General features: G+C 62.4%; 15 protein-coding genes. 5 read left to right on the top strand and 10 right to left on the bottom strand.

The window, feature by feature from the left end; all coding sequences use genetic code 11:
* Window positions 1–76: 76 nt before the first annotated feature.
* From ACIPOO_RS09070 to ACIPOO_RS09055, 4 genes are all read right to left on the bottom strand, one after another.
* Window positions 77–523, bottom strand: a complete 447-nt coding sequence (locus ACIPOO_RS09070) for an NfeD family protein (RefSeq protein WP_400606002.1) — start codon at window positions 521–523, stop codon at window positions 77–79.
* A 3-nt stretch (window positions 524–526) separates the two neighbouring features.
* The gene (locus ACIPOO_RS09065; protein WP_274136772.1) at window positions 527–1,480 is read right to left on the bottom strand and encodes an SPFH domain-containing protein; all 954 of its coding nucleotides are present in this window, start codon (window positions 1,478–1,480) and stop codon (window positions 527–529) included.
* Between the two features lie 201 nt (window positions 1,481–1,681).
* Window positions 1,682–3,466, bottom strand: a complete 1,785-nt coding sequence (locus ACIPOO_RS09060) for a GspE/PulE family protein (RefSeq protein ID WP_274136773.1) — start codon at window positions 3,464–3,466, stop codon at window positions 1,682–1,684.
* 112 nt (window positions 3,467–3,578) lie between these two features.
* Window positions 3,579–3,926, bottom strand: coding sequence for a hypothetical protein (locus ACIPOO_RS09055; RefSeq protein WP_400606000.1), 348 nt, complete (start codon window positions 3,924–3,926; stop codon window positions 3,579–3,581).
* Window positions 3,927–4,088: 162 nt separating this feature from the next.
* On the opposite strand from ACIPOO_RS09055, the gene ACIPOO_RS09050 reads away from it, so the two are divergent.
* The gene (locus ACIPOO_RS09050) at window positions 4,089–4,559 is read left to right on the top strand and encodes an Lrp/AsnC family transcriptional regulator (RefSeq protein WP_274136775.1); all 471 of its coding nucleotides are present in this window, start codon (window positions 4,089–4,091) and stop codon (window positions 4,557–4,559) included.
* Between the two features lie 105 nt (window positions 4,560–4,664).
* On the opposite strand, the gene ACIPOO_RS09045 is transcribed toward ACIPOO_RS09050, so the two are convergent.
* Complete coding sequence (locus ACIPOO_RS09045) at window positions 4,665–6,032, bottom strand: inorganic triphosphatase (protein ID WP_274136776.1); 1,368 nt, start codon at window positions 6,030–6,032, stop codon at window positions 4,665–4,667.
* A gap of 160 nt (window positions 6,033–6,192) precedes the next feature.
* Here ACIPOO_RS09045 and argE point away from each other — a divergent pair, with 160 nt between their 5' ends.
* A complete protein-coding gene (gene argE, locus ACIPOO_RS09040; RefSeq protein WP_400605997.1) occupies window positions 6,193–7,341 on the top strand; it encodes an acetylornithine deacetylase in 1,149 nt (382 codons plus the stop codon).
* A 163-nt stretch (window positions 7,342–7,504) separates the two neighbouring features.
* Window positions 7,505–8,803 (top strand): amino-acid N-acetyltransferase, encoded by a 1,299-nt coding sequence (gene argA / locus ACIPOO_RS09035; RefSeq protein WP_274136778.1) that lies wholly within the window; start codon window positions 7,505–7,507, stop codon window positions 8,801–8,803.
* A 159-nt stretch (window positions 8,804–8,962) separates the two neighbouring features.
* Here argA and gshA read toward each other — a convergent pair whose 3' ends face one another.
* The 3 genes from gshA to ACIPOO_RS09020 form a co-directional block, all read right to left on the bottom strand.
* Window positions 8,963–10,549 carry a glutamate--cysteine ligase gene (gene gshA, locus ACIPOO_RS09030; protein WP_274133273.1) on the bottom strand — a complete coding sequence of 529 codons (1,587 nt, stop codon included), beginning with the start codon at window positions 10,547–10,549 and terminating at the stop codon, window positions 8,963–8,965.
* A 236-nt stretch (window positions 10,550–10,785) separates the two neighbouring features.
* Complete coding sequence (locus tag ACIPOO_RS09025; RefSeq protein ID WP_274133272.1) at window positions 10,786–11,169, bottom strand: PaaI family thioesterase; 384 nt, start codon at window positions 11,167–11,169, stop codon at window positions 10,786–10,788.
* Complete coding sequence (locus ACIPOO_RS09020) at window positions 11,169–13,493, bottom strand: Tex family protein (protein ID WP_274133270.1); 2,325 nt, start codon at window positions 13,491–13,493, stop codon at window positions 11,169–11,171. The genes ACIPOO_RS09025 and ACIPOO_RS09020 overlap by 1 nt, the downstream gene beginning before the upstream one ends.
* A 282-nt stretch (window positions 13,494–13,775) precedes the next feature.
* Here ACIPOO_RS09020 and ompR point away from each other — a divergent pair, with 282 nt between their 5' ends.
* On the top strand, window positions 13,776–14,513 hold the full coding sequence (gene ompR, locus ACIPOO_RS09015; protein WP_274133268.1) for a two-component system response regulator OmpR: 738 nt from the start codon (window positions 13,776–13,778) through the stop codon (window positions 14,511–14,513).
* A gap of 171 nt (window positions 14,514–14,684) precedes the next feature.
* The gene (locus ACIPOO_RS09010) at window positions 14,685–15,998 is read left to right on the top strand and encodes an ATP-binding protein (RefSeq protein WP_274133266.1); all 1,314 of its coding nucleotides are present in this window, start codon (window positions 14,685–14,687) and stop codon (window positions 15,996–15,998) included.
* A 140-nt stretch (window positions 15,999–16,138) separates the two neighbouring features.
* On the opposite strand, the gene rimK is transcribed toward ACIPOO_RS09010, so the two are convergent.
* The gene (rimK, locus tag ACIPOO_RS09005; RefSeq protein ID WP_093465889.1) at window positions 16,139–17,044 is read right to left on the bottom strand and encodes a 30S ribosomal protein S6--L-glutamate ligase; all 906 of its coding nucleotides are present in this window, start codon (window positions 17,042–17,044) and stop codon (window positions 16,139–16,141) included.
* Complete coding sequence (locus ACIPOO_RS09000; protein ID WP_274133278.1) at window positions 17,041–17,496, bottom strand: ATP-dependent zinc protease; 456 nt, start codon at window positions 17,494–17,496, stop codon at window positions 17,041–17,043. Before ACIPOO_RS09000 ends, rimK begins: the two co-directional genes overlap by 4 nt.
* Window positions 17,497–17,500: the final 4 nt, after the last annotated feature.

The raw sequence follows: 17,500 nt of genomic DNA, 5'->3' as shown, positions 1-17,500 counted from the left end.
GACGGGTTACTCCGACTTTGGTTGTTCTGAAATGATTTGATACGCCCAAGGTCGATGTAGTTCCATTTCGCCCCACTCATACTGCTTCCACTTTGAGGATCGCGCCGTCCTGGGCGATCACCTTGACCTGCATGCCCACGGCGGTATCCGGCCCTACGACCATCCATACGCCATCGCCCACCTTGATCTTGCCGCGACCGCCGACGATGGCGTCGTGAACAGTGAAAGTGCGGCCGATCAGCTCGGAGCCGCGCATGTTCAAACCTGGCTGGTCGGACTTGCGCAACACGCTGCGCTGGCGTCGCCACCAGTACAGCGCGGTCAGCACCGACAGCACGGCGAACAGCAGGAACTGCACCTCCCAGCTCATTGCCGGGATGATGTAGGTGAGAATTCCGACGCCCGCCGCGGCCACGCCAATCCAGAGCAGATAACCGCCTGCACCGAACACTTCCAGGATCAGCAGGACGGTGCCCAGCCCGAGCCAGTCCCAGAACGACAGATTTTGCACGTAGTCCCACATGGCTCAGACTCGCTTGCCGGCTTCAGGCCTGCTCTTGTCGGCAGCGCCTTTGTCGAAGGTGGCCTTGACGATTTCACCGATACCGCCGACCGCGCCGATCATCTGGCTGGCTTCCAGTGGCATGAGGATGACTTTGCTGTTGTTGGCTGCCGCGAGCCTGCCCAGCGCGTCGATGTATTTTTGTGCAACGAAGTAGTTGATCGCCTGCACGTCACCGGCGGCAATGGCTTCGGATACCACCTGAGTCGCACGGGCCTCGGCTTCGGCCTGGCGCTCGCGGGCTTCGGACTCCAGGAAAGCGGCCTGGCGTTCGCCTTCTGCCTCCAGGATCTGCGCCTGTTTCTTGCCTTCGGCGGTGAGAATCGCCGAGGCGCGCAGGCCTTCGGCTTCGAGAATCTGTGCGCGCTTGATCCGTTCGGCTTTCATCTGGCCGCTCATTGCTGCCATCAGGTCGGCAGGCGGACTGATGTCCTTGATCTCGATGCGGGTGATCTTGATGCCCCATGGCGCGGTGGCTTCATCGACGATGCGCAACAGGCGCTCGTTGATCGAGTCTCGCTGGCTGAGCATGGCGTCCAGTTCCATGGAGCCGAGTACGGTACGGATGTTGGTTTGCAGCAGGTTGCGGATCGCGTGCTGCAGATTGTTCACTTCGTACGCAGCCTGGGCGCAGTTGACCACCTGATAGAAACAGACGGCGTCGATCTGCACCGTGGCGTTATCGGAGGTGATGACTTCCTGTGGGGGGATGTCGAGCACGGTCTCCATCATGTTGACCTTGTGTCCGACGCGGTCCATCACCGGCACGATGATGTTAAGGCCCGGCTTCAGGGTGTTGGTGTAGCGGCCAAAGCGTTCGACCGTCCATTGATAGCCCTGCGGCACCACCTTGAAACCCATGAACACGATGGCGATGGCCAAGGCGACGAAGAGTAAAACCACACTACCGATTTGCATAACCTATCCCTGTTGAACAATGGTTGGAGTTCTGTACCGATTCTACCCTGTGTAGTGGCGATAAACATTGGGGGAACGTGCCGGGGTGTTGCAGCAGCGCCCTCAAGATCGCCCCCGCCGGCAAGCCGTGCTGCTACGGAACTGCGCACCCCGATCCGTAGCAGCACGGCTTGCCGGCGGGAGCGGTCTTGAGGGTGACGCTCAGCGCTGTTCGCTCTGAGGCGTGACGCGCAGCACTTCTTCGACGGTGGTCATGCCGGACGAAACCTTTTGCGCACCCGACAGGCGCAGGCTGCGCATGCCGTCCTTGAAGGCCTGCCGGCGCAGGGCCGTGAGGTCCAGGTCGGCGGTGATCAGGGATTTGACCGCATCGGACATCAACATGATTTCGTAGACCCCCGCACGCCCGCGATACCCCGTGTCACGGCACTCCGCGCAGCCAACCGCGCGATGGGCGCCGCTCGGTACCGGCGCCTGCCAGGGCCGCGTCAGGGTCTGCCAATCCACTTCATCAAGCTCGATGGGCGCCTTGCAATGGGGGCACAAGGTACGCACCAGACGCTGGGCCATCACGCCAAGAATCGTCGCCTTGAGCAGGTAATGCGGCACGCCCAGTTCCAGCAGGCGGCTGATTGCGCTCGGCGCGTCGTTGGTGTGCAGGGTCGACAGCACCAGGTGCCCGGTGAGCGCGGCCTGAATCGCCATTTCGGCTGTTTCCAGGTCGCGAATCTCGCCGATCATGATGATGTCCGGGTCCTGCCGCATCAGCGCGCGCACGCCACTGGCGAAGGTCAGGTCGATATTGTGCTGGACCTGCATCTGGTTGAAGGCCGGCTCCACCATCTCGATAGGGTCTTCGATGGTGCAGAGGTTGACCTCCGACGTCGCCAGCTTCTTGAGTGTGGTGTAGAGCGTGGTGGTCTTGCCGGAACCGGTCGGGCCGGTCACCAGGATGATGCCGTTGGGCTGATAGGTCATGCCCTCCCAGCGCCGCAGATCGTCACCGGAGAAGCCCAACTGGTCGAAATCCTTGAGCAGCACTTCGGGGTCGAAGATCCGCATCACCATCTTCTCGCCGAATGCCGTAGGCAAGGTCGAAAGTCGCAGCTCCACTTCGCCGCCGTCGGGCGTCTTGGTCTTGACCCGGCCGTCCTGCGGCTTGCGCTTCTCGGCTACGTTCATCCGGCCCAGGCTTTTCAGGCGGCTGGTCACCGCCATCGTCACCTGCGGAGGGAACTGATAGACGTTGTGCAGCACGCCGTCGATGCGAAAGCGCACCGTGCCGGCCTCCCGGCGTGGCTCGATGTGGATGTCACTGGCGCGCTGCTGGTAGGCGTACTGGAAGAGCCAGTCGACGATGTTGACGATGTGCGCGTCGTTGGCGTCGGGCTCCTGATCGCTGGCGCCGAGCTTGAGCAACTGCTCGAAGTTGCCCAGCGAGCTGACTTTCTGGTCGGTGGCGCTGGCACCGCTGACCGACTTGGCCAACCGGTAGAACTCGACCGCCAGCTTCTGCACGTCGGCCGGGTTGGCTACCACGCGCTTGATCGGCATTTTCAGCACGTGCATCAGGTCCGCTTCCCAGGCCTTCACGTAGGGCTGGGCGCTGGCGATGGTCACGGCTTCGCGATCAACGGCCACTGCGAGAATCTTGTGACGCTGGGCGAAGGCGTAGGACATCAGCGGCGTGACGGCCGCGACATTGATCTTCAGCGGGTCGATGCGCATATAGGGCTGGCCCGATTGCTCGGCCAGCCAGGCCGTGAGGGTTTCAAGGTCGAGCTTCTTGCCGGGGCGACGCAGGTTGTCGAACTGCTGCGCGGCGATGAATTCCAGCGGGTGGGTTTGCAGGTTCTGCGCAGTGCGGCGCAGGGTCAGCGCGTATTCGGCGTTGTCCTGGTCGAGGTACCCCTGCGCGACGAGATCGCGCAGGACTTCATTCAGATCCAGCCAGCGGTCCTGGGAAGATGAGGCAAGGACGGACATGCGGGCTCCTTTGGACGAGACGGCTTACTTCGTTGGTAAGCAAGAGTAGTCCCAAGCGTGCCAGTTGTTGCGTCCTGCAGGTAGTGAAGCGTTGCCAATATTTTCAGCGTACTCAACCGACCGCCAGTGAGACGGGCTCGGATAGGACGTGAAAATCCTCCATCGGTTCCAGTTCCACTGAACAAACATTGATCAGATTGCGCATTTTTTCGCCAATCACCTGGGCTCGGTGCCACGTCAGCCCGTCGACTTCCGCCTGGATCATCAGCATGCCTTCCTGCTGCAACACGCTGACTTGTTGCGGAATCAGGTATTGCATGGCGAACAGGTTCAGCACCCGGCAGATCAGGTCTGGCTCGGCCTCGGCAAGGATCTGGTAACGCGAACGGCAGTGGGCATTGCTGACGGACCAGGCATCGTGACGAAGCGGCGCGGCGTTGACGGCTTGCAGGTGGGACATGCTGAACTCTCCTGTTTTCGCTGTCCGATGGGCTGACGGCAGCGAGCTGTTTGAGTGAGAGAAAGTCTTGCATGCTGAAACGGGAATTTCTGGTCTATGATCGGTTGATCAACGGCCATTTCGACTAGATTATGCGTCGATTGTTGAATCCGAGAATATCCTATGCAAATTGAACTGGATGCCTATGACCGCAAGATCCTGGCGCTGCTGCAGGAGGACGCTTCGCTGTCCAGCGCGCAGATCGCCGAGCAGGTGGGCCTGTCCCAGTCGCCGTGCTGGCGCAGGATTCAGCGGTTGAAGGATGAGGGGGTTATCCGGCGCCAGGTGACGCTGCTGGATCGCAAGAAGATCGGCCTGAATACGCAGATCTTCGCCGAAGTGAAGCTCAACGCCCACGGACGTTCGAATTTCACCGAATTCACCGAGGCGATTCGCGGCTTTCCGGAAGTGCTGGAGTGTTACGTGCTGATGGGGTCGGTGGACTTTCTGCTGCGCATCGTCACGCCGGACATCGAAGCGTACGAGCGGTTTTTCTTCGAGAAGCTGTCGCTGGTGCCGGGGATTCAGGAGGTGAACTCGACGGTGGCGCTGTCGGAGATCAAATCGACCACGAGTTTGCCCGTGTCCCGGTAATCCTGTAGGAGCGCGCTTGCCCGCGATGGCGGTATGTCTGACGACAATCAGATTCAGATCTGACGCCGTCGCGGGCAAGCGCGCTCCTACAGGGTTGGGCGTTGCTTAGATCTTCAGCAGCGTCTTCCACGCCTTGCTTTGCAGCACGGTAATGGTCTGCTGTTCGCGGGCATCGAGGACTTCGTCGGTGATGTCCAGCTGCGCCAACTCTTCAAGCTTGTTCAGCTCGCCGTACAGACGGTCCAGCTCCGGCAGTTCCAGGGTCTGGCGGGCGCGGTGCAGCCAGACCTGGATGCGCTCGATACGTGGCAACTGCTCGGCCAGGTCTTCAGGCTGCTGCTGATAGCGCGCAAGGTTCAGCGCGGTGGCTTCATCGCCCAGGAAACGCGGCAGCCAGCTGCTGAGCATCGCGTTGCCCTGGCGGTTGCCACGGTTGGTGCGCTCCACGGTCCAGCTGCGCTCCATCAGCCAACGCGAGGTGGTCAGCGAGAACAGGCCCCAGCGGGGGTCTTCCAGCTCTTCGATGAACTGCTCATGGGCAGCAGCACGGACATCAGGATCGTCCTGGCCGGCCTGCACCAGCGTGCGCCAGTCTTCGAGCAGGGCGTCCAGCGCCGCGCGCAGGTCGTGGGTCGAGGCGCGTGGGGCGGCCTGGCCCAGGCTGCCGGTGAGGGCACGCAGCTCGGCGAGCATCTGCACCCAGTCTTGCAGCAGGCTCCAGTGACCGTTGAAGCGGTATTGCTCGGCCAGACGCTGGCTGCTGCCCAGCAGGAACCAGGCCAGCGCGCTGTAGGCATCGTCCATGGAGGTTTCGGCGTGCAGCTCGGGAACCGGCAGCTTGATCGAGTAGCTGCTGGCGTCGAACAGGCGATAACCGCGCTCGGCCTTGCTGATGTCGCATGGCATCAGTGGCAGCTTCTCGGCAAGCTCGGCGGCCAGTTCCAGCAGGGCGGCCGGTTCGCCTTCGCGCAGTTCCAGCTCCAGCTCGCAGATTTCTTCCTTCTGCTTGCCGACGATCACGTTGCCCAGGTCCAGCGCCGCCTCGATCACCACCTTGGACTTGCCACGGCCCCAGGCAATCTCGGCCTTTTCGCGGACGAAATCGGTGGTGAACAGCGGCTTGATGGTCTTCTTGTCCAGGTCGGCCAGTTGCTCGGGCCAGCATTCGCCGTCGAGCTTCTTCAAGTCCAGCTTGGCCTTGGGCAGGTCCCAGTTGTACTCGTTGCGCTCGGACAGGCCGGCAACGCTCTGGCCGCGGGTCTTGAGGGTCTGGATGATCGCGTCGCCGTCACGGCGCAGGCGCAGGGCGACCTTGGCGTGAGCCAGTTCGCGCTCTGGGGTGTCGAAGTACTGGTTGAACAGCTCCAGACGCTCCCAGCCGCTCTTGTTGCGTTTCTTCAGCAGCGGGTGCTCGCGCAAGGCGGTGAGGGTTTCGCGGCTGACGCGGAGTTTGATTTCGGTTTCTTTCTGCATGGCCGGAGAATCCAGGAGCTGTATGACTGATAACAGGAGACGCAGCCGGAATCGACACAGCTGCGTGGGTCGTGCAGTGTACAGGACATCACCCGTGACCGTTTATTCCAGCTGCTCGAACACCCTATGATGTTCGACAACCTGCACCCAGGAGTCGCCTATGCCATTGCCGTCCATGAAAGAGCAGTTCGCGGCCCTGATCGCCGCGCCTTCGGTGAGCTGCACGCAACCTGCGCTGGACCAGTCCAACCGCGCCGTCATCGACCTGCTGGCCAGCTGGCTGGGCGATCTGGGTTTTGCCTGCGACATCCAGCAGGTCAGCCCCGGCAAATTCAACCTGCTGGCCACCTACGGCAGCGGCCCCGGCGGCCTGGTGCTGTCGGGCCACAGTGACACCGTGCCCTATGACGACGCGCTGTGGAAGACCGATCCGCTGAAGCTGACAGAAGTCGACGGCAACTGGGTAGGACTGGGTAGCTGTGACATGAAAGGCTTTTTCGCGCTGGCGATCGAGGCCCTGCAACCCTTGCTGGACAAGCCGTTCAAGCAGCCGCTCATCATCCTGGCGACTTGCGACGAGGAAAGCTCGATGTCCGGCGCCAAGGCCCTCGCAGCGGCCGGTGGCGTGCTGGGCCGCGCTGCGGTGATCGGCGAGCCCACGGGCCTAAAGCCGATTCGCCTGCACAAGGGCGTGATGATGGAGCGCATCGAGATTCTGGGCCGCAGTGGCCATTCGTCGGATCCGAGCCTTGGCCACAGCGCCCTCGAAGCGATGTATGACGCCATCGGCGCCCTCAAGGGCCTGCGCCAGCAGTGGCAGACACAGTTCAGCAATCCGCAGTTCAGCGTTCCGCAACCGACCATGAACTTCGGCTGCATCCACGGTGGCGACAACCCCAACCGCATTTGCGGCCAGTGTTCACTGGAGTTCGACCTGCGCCCGCTGCCGGGCATGGACCCGGAAATGCTGCGCGCCGCCATTCGCCAGAAGCTGCAGCCCCTGGCCGAACAGCATCAGGTGCAGATCGACTACGCGCCGTTGTTCGCCGAAGTCTCGCCGTTCGAGCAAAGCGCCGATGCGGAACTGGTGCGGGTGGCCGAGCGTCTGACAGGGCATACCGCAGAAGCGGTGGCATTTGGCACTGAAGCGCCTTATCTTCAGCGCCTGGGCTGTGAAACCATCGTGTTGGGCCCGGGAGACATCGCCTGCGCGCACCAGCCCGGCGAATATCTCGAAATGTCACGTTTGCAGCCTACAGTGCGTCTACTGCGTGAATTGATCCAGCATTACTGCCTGGCTACACCTTGAATGCGGCCCTTGAATGCTGTCCATTGAGTGCTGTCACCTGAGCCAGCCAGAACCCAGAACCAGAAGGAGACTACGCGTGTTGCGATGCCTGTTCCGACGATAAAGCTCATGCCGCTGTGAGTGTTTTCACCCTTCGTCCATTTTTCTACAGGCCCTTTTGAAGATGCCCGATTACGTCAATTGGCTACGCCACGCGTCTCCCTATATCAATGCTCACCGCGACTGCACCTTTATCGTCCTGCTGCCGGGCGACGGCGTCGCGCACCCCAACTTCGGCAACATCGTCCATGACCTGGTGCTGCTGCACAGCCTGGGCGTGCGTCTGGTGCTGGTCCACGGTTCGCGCCCGCAAATCGAAAGCCGCCTGGAAGCGCGGGGCATCACCCCGCATTTCCACCGCGACCTGCGGGTGACCGACTCGGCCACGCTGGAATGCGTGATCGATGCGGTCGGCGCGCTGCGTATCGCCATCGAGGCCCGGCTGTCGATGGATATGGCTGCTTCGCCCATGCAGGGCTCGCGCCTGCGGGTGACCGGTGGCAATTTCGTCACGGCGCGCCCGATTGGCGTGCTCGAAGGCGTCGACTATCAGCACACCGGCGAGGTGCGCCGCATCGACCGCAAGGGTATCAATCGCCTGCTCGATGAGCGTTCCATCGTGCTGCTGTCGCCCTTGGGCTATTCGCCAACGGGCGAGATTTTCAACCTGGCCTGCGAAGACGTCGCGACCCGCGCGGCGGTGGATCTGGGGGCGGAGAAGCTGCTCCTGTTCGGCGCTGAATCCGGCCTGATGGACGAGCAGGGCCGGCTGGTGCGTGAATTGCGTCCGCAGCAAGTGCCGGCGCACCTTCAGCGTCTGGGCAACAACTATCAGGCCGAGCTGCTGGATGCGGCGGCCCAGGCCTGCCGTGGCGGCGTGGCCCGCAGCCACATCGTCAGTTACGTCGAGGACGGCGCGCTGCTGTCCGAGCTGTTCACCCGCGCCGGTGGCGGTACGCTGGTCGCCCAGGAGCAGTTCGAACTGGTGCGCGAGGCGTCGATTGGCGATGTGGGCGGCCTGATCGACCTTATCACCCCGCTGGAAGAGCAGGGCATTCTGGTGCGCCGCTCCCGCGAGGTGCTGGAGCGCGAGATCGAGCAGTTCAGTGTGGTCGAACGCGAAGGGCTGATTATCGCCTGTGCGGCGCTGTATCCGATTGCCGATTCCGAGGCGGGGGAGCTGGCGTGTCTGGCGGTGAACCCTGAATACCGCCACGGCGGACGCGGCGATGAGTTGCTCGAACGCATCGAGGAGCGGGCGCGGGCCCAGGGCCTCAAGACCCTGTTCGTGCTCACCACCCGCACCGCGCACTGGTTCCGCGAGCGGGGCTTCGAGCCAAGCAGCGTGGACCGCCTGCCGAGCGCGCGGGCGTCGCTGTACAACTATCAGCGTAATTCGAAGATTTTCGAGAAGGCGATCTGACGCAGAGGTGATCCCAGACCGGGTCAATCACCTGGTCTGGAATATGGCCCTTGTAGGAGCGCGCTTGCCCGCGACTGCGATTTTGCCGGGCACATCGTCGGTGCCTGACACTCTGCTATCGCGGGCAAGCGCGCTCCTACAATTCCAGTGATCACTGTATCAATTACTGATCGCCAGAATGCTCGCCTGATAAGCCCCGACGAAGGTGTCGAAGTCCACCGGCTCTTCGGTCTGTTCCATCTCGGACTGCTGCGCCAGCGACTCGCGAGCCCTGGTTTCGAAGTCCGTCTGATCCTCGACACTCAACGGCTGGCTACGGAAGTGCTCGGCGTGCACCTGCGCCTGGCGCAGGGAGAAGGCGGTAAAGCCTTCCTTGTGCTCGCTCATCGCGGCCAGCACCTGTGCCGACGGCGTCAGCGACGCATCGGCGACCTTGGCGCGCTGGGCGGCCAGGGATTTGGCGTGCTCGTCGATGCCCTGGCTCTTGTCCAGCAGCGCAATGATCGGCTCGATCTTGTCCAGCAACTCGTCGGCCCAGACCTTCAGGTCGATGGTCGAGGTATTGCGGCTCAGTTGCAGCCCCGGACGGCGACCTTCCTTGACCACTGTCAGGAAGTTACTGCTGGCATTACCGCACTCGCAATCGGCCAGTTGTGGGCTTTCCTGCAGAGCGCAGAACAGCACGAAGGCGTCGATGAAGCGCGACTGTTGCAGGTCGATGCCCACTGGCAGGAACGGGTTGATGTCCAGGCAGCGTACTTCGACGTACTGCACGCCACGGGCCATCAGCGCCTGAATCGGACGTTCGCCCGAGTAGGTGACGCGTTTGGGGCGGATGGTCGAGTAGTACTCGTTCTCGATCTGCAAAACGTTGGTGTTGAGCTGAATCCACTCGCCATCCTTGTGCGTACCGATTTCGACATACGGCGCGTAGGGCGTTGCCACCGCTTTGCGCAGGCTGTCGGTGTAGGTCAGCAGGTCGTTATAGCAAGGCGTCAGGTCAGCCTGGGCGTTGCTCTGGTAACCCAGGTCGCTCATGCGCAGGCTGGTGGCGTACGGCAGGTACAAGGTGTCTGCGTCGTACTGTTCGAGCTGGTGCGAACGGCCACGCAGGAAGCTGGCGTCCAGCGCCGGCGATGCACCGAACAGGTACATCAGCAGCCAGCTGTAGCGACGGAAATTGCGAATCAGGCCAATGTAGCTCTCGGACTGGAAGTCGCGATCGCTGCCCTGGAAGCCTTCGGTCTGGCGCAGCAGCGGCCAGATGGCCTCCGGCAGCGAGAAGTTATAGTGGATCCCGGCAATGCATTGCATCGTCTTGCCGTAGCGCAGCGCCAGGCCCTGGCGGTACACGTACTTGAGCTTGCCGATGTTGGAGGTGCCGTAATACGCGATCGGGATGTCTTCCTCGGCCGGCAGCGGGCACGGCATCGAAGGGCTCCAGATGTACTCGTTGCCCAGCTTGCTGTAGGCGAAGCGGTGGATTTTCTCCAGGCTTTCGAGGGTATCTGCAGGGTTGCTCAGCGCCGGGGTAATGAACTCCAGCAGCGATTCGGAGTAATCGGTGGTGATCTGTTCGTTGGTCAGCGCAGAGCCCAGTGCTTCGGGATGCGGCGTCTGGGCCAGGCGACCTTCGCCCGTCACGCGCAGGCATTCACGCTCGATACCATGCAAGCACTTCTCCAGGAGGGAGAGGTTGGGCTGCTCGCCAAGCAGAGCCAGGCGGCGGTTGAGAAGTTCGCTCAAGTTGGAATTCCTTCACGCGTCAGTCGGCCCTATATGGGGGCGATATGGCGGTCTACAAGGGTGAAGAAAGGAACTGGCGTTTTCGCCTCGTTTTTGGTCCGAACGCCTGAGTCCGTCGCTGTCGGTTCCTGCAGGTCTGCCTGCAGGAACTGCCAGAATAATTTCGGCACTGCTGTCCATCTCGGAACCAGTGCACAGATTCTGCGCCGAAATTAACCCATATTCCTATCGGACAGCTAGACGATCGCGAACGTGCCTTGCGCTTTAGCGACCAGTTTGTCGGCCTGGCGCACCTCGGCTTCGACGACCAGCGTGCGTCTTCCTGCGTGCAGGACGGTGCCGATACAGGTGACTTCACCGTCCGGCACGCCGCGCATGTAGTTGATCTTGCATTCAACGGTAACGCTTTGCTTGTCGAAACCATGGGAGCTGGAACAGGCCAGCCCCATGGCGATATCGACCAGGCTGAACAGCGCGCCGCCGTGCATCACGTTGCCACGGTTGCGCAGGTGTGGCTCCAGCGCCAGGGTCACCTCGGCGACACCGTCGCCCAGGCGCACCAGCTTGCAGCCCAGCGTCTTGAAGTAGGCGCTTTCGGTCAGACCTTGCGGAATATCCATCAGCGCTTCTTCAGTTGTTTGGCGTTGGCGAAGAGTGAAGCCATGGCGTTGTTGGCCGGGGCTGCGGTCGCGGTTTCCTTGCGCGGTGCACTGCTCTGCTGCTGACGCGGCGATGAGCCTGGACGCGGGCCACGGGCGCCGTCGATCTTCTCGCCCGGGGTGTCGCTCATGCGCATCGACAGGCCCACGCGTTTGCGCGGAATGTCGACTTCCATGACCTTGACCTTGACCACGTCACCGGCTTTCACCGCTTCGCGAGGATCCTTGATGAACTTCTCCGAAAGCGCAGAGATATGCACCAAACCGTCCTGATGCACGCCGATGTCGACGAACGCACCGAAGTTGGTCACGTTGGTCACCACGCCTTCGAGGATCATGCCCAGTTGCAGGTCCTTGAGGTCTTCGACGCCTTCCTGGAACTCGGCGGTCTTGAACTCCGGGCGCGGGTCGCGGCCCGGCTTTTCCAGTTCCTGAAGGATGTCGGTGACGGTCGGCAGGCCGAAAGTCTCGTCGGTGAATTTCTTCGGATCCAGACGCTTGAGGAAGCTGGCGTCGCCGATCAGCGAGCGGATGTCGCGGTCGGTTTCAGCGGCGATGCGTTGCACCAGCGGATAGGCCTCAGGGTGCACCGCGGACGAATCCAGCGGATTGTCACCGTTCATGACGCGCAGGAAGCCTGCGGCCTGTTCGAAGGTCTTCTCGCCCAGGCGCGGGACTTTTTTCAGCGAAGCGCGAGTCTTGAAGGCGCCGTTCTCGTCACGGTGGTTGACGATGTTCTGCGCAAGCGTGGTGTTGAGGCCGGAAATGCGCGCCAGCAGGGCGACCGACGCGGTGTTCACGTCCACGCCCACGGCGTTCACGCAGTCCTCGACAACCGCGTCCAGGCCCCGCGCCAGCTTGAGCTGGGAAACGTCGTGCTGGTACTGGCCGACGCCGATGGATTTCGGATCGATCTTCACCAGCTCTGCCAGCGGATCCTGCAGGCGACGGGCGATGGATACCGCGCCACGGATCGACACGTCCAGGTCCGGGAATTCCTTGGCCGCCAGTTCCGAGGCCGAATACACCGAAGCGCCTGCCTCGGAGACCATGATCTTGGTCATCTTCAGGCCTGGGTATTTCTTGATCAGTTCGGCGGCCAGCTTGTCGGTTTCGCGGCTGGCGGTGCCGTTGCCGATGGCGATCAGGTCAACCGAGTGCTTGGCGCACAGGGCGGCCAGCACAGCGATGGTCTGGTCCCACTGGTTTTTCGGCACATGCGGGTAAACGGTGGCGTGATCCAGCAGCTTGCCGGTGGCATCGACCACGGCCACCTTGCAGCCGGTGCGCAGGCCAGGGTCCAGGCCCAGGGTCGCGCGCGGGCCTGCGGGGGCGGCCAGCAGCAGGTCGTGCAGGTTGTGGGCGAACACGTTGATGGCTTCGGTCTCGGCGCCGTCGCGCAGCTCGCCCAGCAGGTCGGTTTCAAGGTGCGAATAGAGCTTGACCTTCCACGTCCAGCGCACCACTTCGCCCAGCCATTTGTCGGCAGGGCGGTTCTGGTTCGACAGGCCGAAACGCTCGCCGATCATCAGCTCGCAAGGATGCAGGGTGCCTGGCAGTTCCTCGCCGACCTTCAGCGCCGAGCTGAGGATGCCTTCGTTGCGGCCACGGAAAATCGCCAGGGCGCGGTGCGACGGCATGCTCTTGAGCGGCTCGTCGTGTTCGAAATAGTCGCGGAATTTCGCGCCTTCTTCTTCCTTGCCAGCCACCACTCGGGCACTGATGACCGCTTCCTGCTTGAGGAAACCGCGCAGTTTTTCCAGCAGCGTGGCGTCTTCGGCGAAGCGCTCCATGAGGATGTACTTGGCGCCTTCGAGCACGGCCTTGGTGTCGGCGAAGCCTTTTTCGGCATCGACGAAGCGCGCAGCTTCGGTTTCAGGTGTCAGCGTCGGGTCGTTGAACAGGCCGTCCGCCAGTTCGCCGAGGCCCGCTTCCAGGGCGATCTGGCCCTTGGTGCGGCGCTTCTGCTTGTACGGCAGGTACAGGTCTTCGAGGCGGGTCTTGGTGTCGGCCAGCTTGATGTCGCGGGCCAATTCAGGGGTCAGCTTGCCTTGCTCTTCGATGCTGGCAAGGATCGCCACGCGGCGGTCTTCGAGTTCACGCAGATAGCGCAGGCGCTCTTCCAGATGACGCAGTTGCGTGTCATCGAGGCTGCCAGTCACTTCTTTACGGTAGCGAGCGATGAAGGGCACGGTAGAGCCTTCATCCAGTAGCGCGACGGCCGCTTCGACCTGTTGCGGGCGGACACCGAGTTCCTCGGCGATGCGGCTGTTGATACTGTCCATAAAACCACCTGGCAAATGTATGTGCAAAAAATCCAGCTGCTGGCGAACCGCCGTGAGCGGGTGTTGCCTGACCTTGAGGGCGGCGCATTATACCCAGTGAACCCGGATATGGGGACCGGCCCGTCAGCTGCGGTAAAACCCTTGTAGAAGCCCCGCCCGCGATAGCCCCGCAGCCGCGAGGCAGAGCATCAGTGGCAGCCCAGGAAAAATCTGCTAACAATGCACACGGTGCGCGTAGCAGCAGCTACGCCATAATGCGCGCCGAGATCAAAGGAGCATCCAATGAGCAGCACTGCACAAACGGCTGAAGGCGAGAAAATCCTCATCGTCGATGATGACCCGGGCCTGAGCAGCCTGTTAGAACGCTTTTTCACCAGCAAGGGCTATCGCGCCCGTGCGGTGGCCAACGTGGAGCAAATGGACCGACTGCTGGCTCGCGAAGTGTTTCACCTCGTGGTCCTGGACCTGATGCTGCCGGGCGAGGATGGCCTGTCGGCATGCCGTCGTCTGCGCGCCTCCAACAACCAGATTCCCATCATCATGCTCACCGCCAAGGGCGACGAGCTGAGCCGCATCAAGGGCCTTGAGCTCGGCGCTGACGATTACCTGGCCAAGCCTTTCAACCCTGACGAGCTGATGGCCCGCGTCAAGGCGGTGTTGCGTCGCCAGTCCGCGCCTGTTCCCGGAGCACCGGCCAGCGAGGACGAAACCGTTACCTTCGGCGACTACGAGCTGTCCCTGGCAACCCGTGAGCTCAAGCGCGGCGATGAAGTGCACATGCTCACCACCGGTGAGTTCGCGGTGCTCAAGGCGCTGGTCATGCATGCCCGCGAGCCATTGACCCGGGACAAGCTCATGAACCTGGCCCGTGGTCGTGAATGGGATGCGCTGGAGCGGTCCATCGACGTCCAGATTTCCCGCCTGCGGCGCCTGATCGAAGTGGACGCTGCCAAGCCGCGCTACATCCAGACGGTCTGGGGTGTGGGCTATGTATTTGTGCCGGACGGCGCCAACAAGTAACAAAGGTCGAGTCGACAGATTGCCCGTCGGGTGCGTTGCGCACCCGCAAACGCCAACCAGTCACCCTGACGTTTCCAGACGGAATCGCCGGAGTGCCTGGTTTTGCTGTCTCTTGTCATCCGCGAAAATTCGCGAGCCTGGCTCGCTCCTGCAAAGTGTGTAGCTGCTGCCATGAAGACGCCGCTCTGGTTCCCGCAAAGTTTTTTCTCTCGCACCCTGTGGCTGGTGCTTATCGTGGTTCTGTTCTCCAAGGCACTGACGCTGGTCTATCTGCTGATGAACGAGGACGTGCTTGTGGACCGCCAGTACAGCCATGGCGTTGCCTTGACCTTGCGGGCCTACTGGGCGGCGGATGAAAGCGACCGGCAGACCATCGCCGACGCGGCGGGCCTGATTCGCGTGGTTGGCGGTGGCGTTCCGGAAGGCGAGCAGCACTGGCCGTACTCCGAGATCTACCAGCGGCAGATGCAGGCGGAGCTTGGCGCAGACACCGAGGTGCGACTGCGGGTGCATGCGCCTCCGGCGTTGTGGGTGCGTGCGCCGAGCCTGGGCGATGGCTGGCTGAAGGTGCCGCTGTATCCGCACCCTCTGCGTGGCCAGAAAATCTGGAGCGTGCTGGGCTGGTTCCTGGCAATCGGCCTGCTGTCCACGGCCTCCGCGTGGATTTTTGTCAGCCAGCTCAACCAGCCGCTCAAGCGCCTGGTGTTCGCCGCCCGCCAGTTAGGGCAGGGGCGCAGCGTGCGCCTGCCGGTCAGCGATACCCCCAGCGAAATGACCGAGGTCTACCGCGCCTTCAACCAGATGGCCGAAGACGTCGAGCAGGCAGGGCAGGAGAGGGAGCTGATGCTAGCCGGGGTATCCCACGACTTGCGCACACCGCTCACGCGGCTGCGGCTGTCACTGGAGCTGATGCCCAAGGACAACGAATTCATGGATGGCATGGTTCGCGACATCGAAGACATGGATGCGATCCTGGATCAGTTTCTGGCGTTCATCCGCGACGGGCGCGACGAAGAGGTCGAGGAAGTCGATCTGGTGGAGCTGGTCAACGAAGTGGTCGCGCCTTACAACACGCCGGTGGAGCAGGTGCGCCTGTGCCTTGAGTCCATTCCGCCCTTTGCGTTGCGCCGTGTTTCGATGAAGCGCCTGCTCGCCAACCTCATCGGCAATGCCATGCATCACGCAGGGGATGGTGTTGAGGTGGCGGCCTACGTGTCCGGCGACAGCGGCGCTCCTTACGTGGTGCTCAGCGTCATGGACCGCGGCCTGGGCATCGATCCGTCGGAACTGGAAGGCATCTTCAACCCCTTCACCCGCGGCGACCGCGCCCGCAGCGGCAAAGGCACCGGCCTGGGGCTGGCGATCGTCAAGCGCATCGCCGCGATGCACGGCGGCAATGTCGAACTGCGTAATCGTTCGGGAGGCGGGCTGGAAGCGCGAGTCAGGCTGCCGTTGGGGTTGATGTTGCCAAGGGATGCGGTTTGACCCGCATGCCTGTGTAGGAGCGCGCTTGCCCGCGACTGCGGCGTGACAGTCACCGCGAGGGTGTCTGGATTGACGCAGTCGCGGGCAAGCGCGCTCCTACAGGCGGGTGCCGCAGCGGGTTTGGCCGAGGGACGTGCGGATCACCCCTTGCCCTTGGTCCGCGTCATGTGCGGGCCGCCGTTTTTCTCGATGTATTGAATGATCATTCCCGCCACGTCCTTGCCTGTGGTGGCCTCGATGCCTTCCAGGCCCGGCGAGGAGTTCACTTCCATCACCAGTGGCCCGTGGTTGGAGCGCAGGATGTCGACCCCGGCCACGCTCAGGCCCATGACCTTGGCGGCGCGGATGGCCGTCATGCGTTCTTCGGGGGTGATCTTGATGAGGCTGGCCGTGCCGCCACGGTGCAGGTTGGAGCGGAACTCGCCGGGTTTGGCCTGGCGCATCATCGAGGCGATGACCTTGTCGCCCACCACGAAGCAGCGGATGTCCGCACCGCCCGCTTCCTTGATGTACTCCTGCACCATGATGTCCTGCTTGAGGCCCATGAACGCCTCGATCACCGATTCCGCAGCCGTGGCGGTTTCGCACAGCACCACGCCGATGCCCTGGGTGCCTTCCAGCACCTTGATGACCAGCGGAGCGCCATTGACCATCTGGATCAGGTCGGGGATGTCGTCGGGGGAGTGGGCAAAGCCGGTCACCGGCAGGCCGATCCCGCGGCGGGACAGCAGCTGCAGCGAGCGAAGCTTGTCTCGCGAGCGGGCGATGGCGACCGATTCGTTGAGCGGGAACACGCCCATCATTTCGAACTGACGCAGTACCGCGCAGCCATAGAAGGTCACCGAGGCGCCGATGCGCGGGATCACCGCATCGAAACCTTCCAGTGGCTTGCCCCGGTAGTGGATCTGCGGCTTATGACTGGCGATGTTCATATAGGCGCGCAGGGTATCGATCACAACGACCTCGTGGCCTCGCTGGATACCGGCTTCGACCAGGCGACGAGTTGAATACAGACGCGGATTTCGCGAAAGCACAGCGATCTTCATGCAACACCTGTGACAGAGGAATTTGAGGCCGGAAATACCGGTTTGTCCTGAACATAAGTAACGCCCGGATTGACCACCAGCTGGCCGTCGATCAGAGCCTTGGAACCCAATAACAACCGATACCGCATGGCCTTTCGGCACGCCAGCGTGAATTCGACGGGCCAGACCCGGTCACCCAGCGCCAGCGTGGTGCGAATCACATACCGCACCTGAGCCTGCCCGTTGGAACTCTTGATGGTTTTCATCGCCACCAGTTGCGCTTCGCATCGGCGATGGCGCAACTGCACGACGGTGCCAAGGTGGGCGTTGAAGCGCACCCACTTTTCTCCATCGCGTTCGAAGGGCTCGATTTCCGTGGCGTGCAGGCTTGAGGTGCTGGCCCCGGTGTCGATCTTCGCGCGCAGCCCGGCGACGCCCAGATGGGGCAGCGCCACCCATTCGCGAAGGCCGATGACT

The organism is Pseudomonas sp. NPDC090201 (genome assembly GCF_044746825.1).
Classification (GTDB): Bacteria; Pseudomonadota; Gammaproteobacteria; order Pseudomonadales; family Pseudomonadaceae; genus Aquipseudomonas; species Aquipseudomonas putida_AD.
Note: the sequence above shows the minus strand (reverse complement) of the source record. Positions and strands in the feature narration are given on the sequence as shown.

What these genes read in the sequence shown, in the direction of transcription:
- ACIPOO_RS09070 (WP_400606002.1), bottom strand. Translation starts at nt 523, where the DNA reads ATGTGGGACTACGTGCAAAATCTGTCGTTCTGGGACTGGCTCGGGCTG.
- ACIPOO_RS09065 (WP_274136772.1), bottom strand. Translation starts at nt 1,480, where the DNA reads ATGCAAATCGGTAGTGTGGTTTTACTCTTCGTCGCCTTGGCCATCGCC.
- ACIPOO_RS09060 (WP_274136773.1), bottom strand. Translation starts at nt 3,466, where the DNA reads ATGTCCGTCCTTGCCTCATCTTCCCAGGACCGCTGGCTGGATCTGAAT.
- ACIPOO_RS09055 (WP_400606000.1), bottom strand. Translation starts at nt 3,926, where the DNA reads ATGTCCCACCTGCAAGCCGTCAACGCCGCGCCGCTTCGTCACGATGCC.
- ACIPOO_RS09050 (WP_274136775.1), top strand. Translation starts at nt 4,089, where the DNA reads ATGCAAATTGAACTGGATGCCTATGACCGCAAGATCCTGGCGCTGCTG.
- ACIPOO_RS09045 (WP_274136776.1), bottom strand. Translation starts at nt 6,032, where the DNA reads ATGCAGAAAGAAACCGAAATCAAACTCCGCGTCAGCCGCGAAACCCTC.
- argE (WP_400605997.1), top strand. Translation starts at nt 6,193, where the DNA reads ATGCCATTGCCGTCCATGAAAGAGCAGTTCGCGGCCCTGATCGCCGCG.
- argA (WP_274136778.1), top strand. Translation starts at nt 7,505, where the DNA reads ATGCCCGATTACGTCAATTGGCTACGCCACGCGTCTCCCTATATCAAT.
- ACIPOO_RS09025 (WP_274133272.1), bottom strand. Translation starts at nt 11,169, where the DNA reads ATGGATATTCCGCAAGGTCTGACCGAAAGCGCCTACTTCAAGACGCTG.
- ACIPOO_RS09020 (WP_274133270.1), bottom strand. Translation starts at nt 13,493, where the DNA reads ATGGACAGTATCAACAGCCGCATCGCCGAGGAACTCGGTGTCCGCCCG.
- ompR (WP_274133268.1), top strand. Translation starts at nt 13,776, where the DNA reads ATGAGCAGCACTGCACAAACGGCTGAAGGCGAGAAAATCCTCATCGTC.
- ACIPOO_RS09010 (WP_274133266.1), top strand. Translation starts at nt 14,685, where the DNA reads ATGAAGACGCCGCTCTGGTTCCCGCAAAGTTTTTTCTCTCGCACCCTG.
- rimK (WP_093465889.1), bottom strand. Translation starts at nt 17,044, where the DNA reads ATGAAGATCGCTGTGCTTTCGCGAAATCCGCGTCTGTATTCAACTCGT.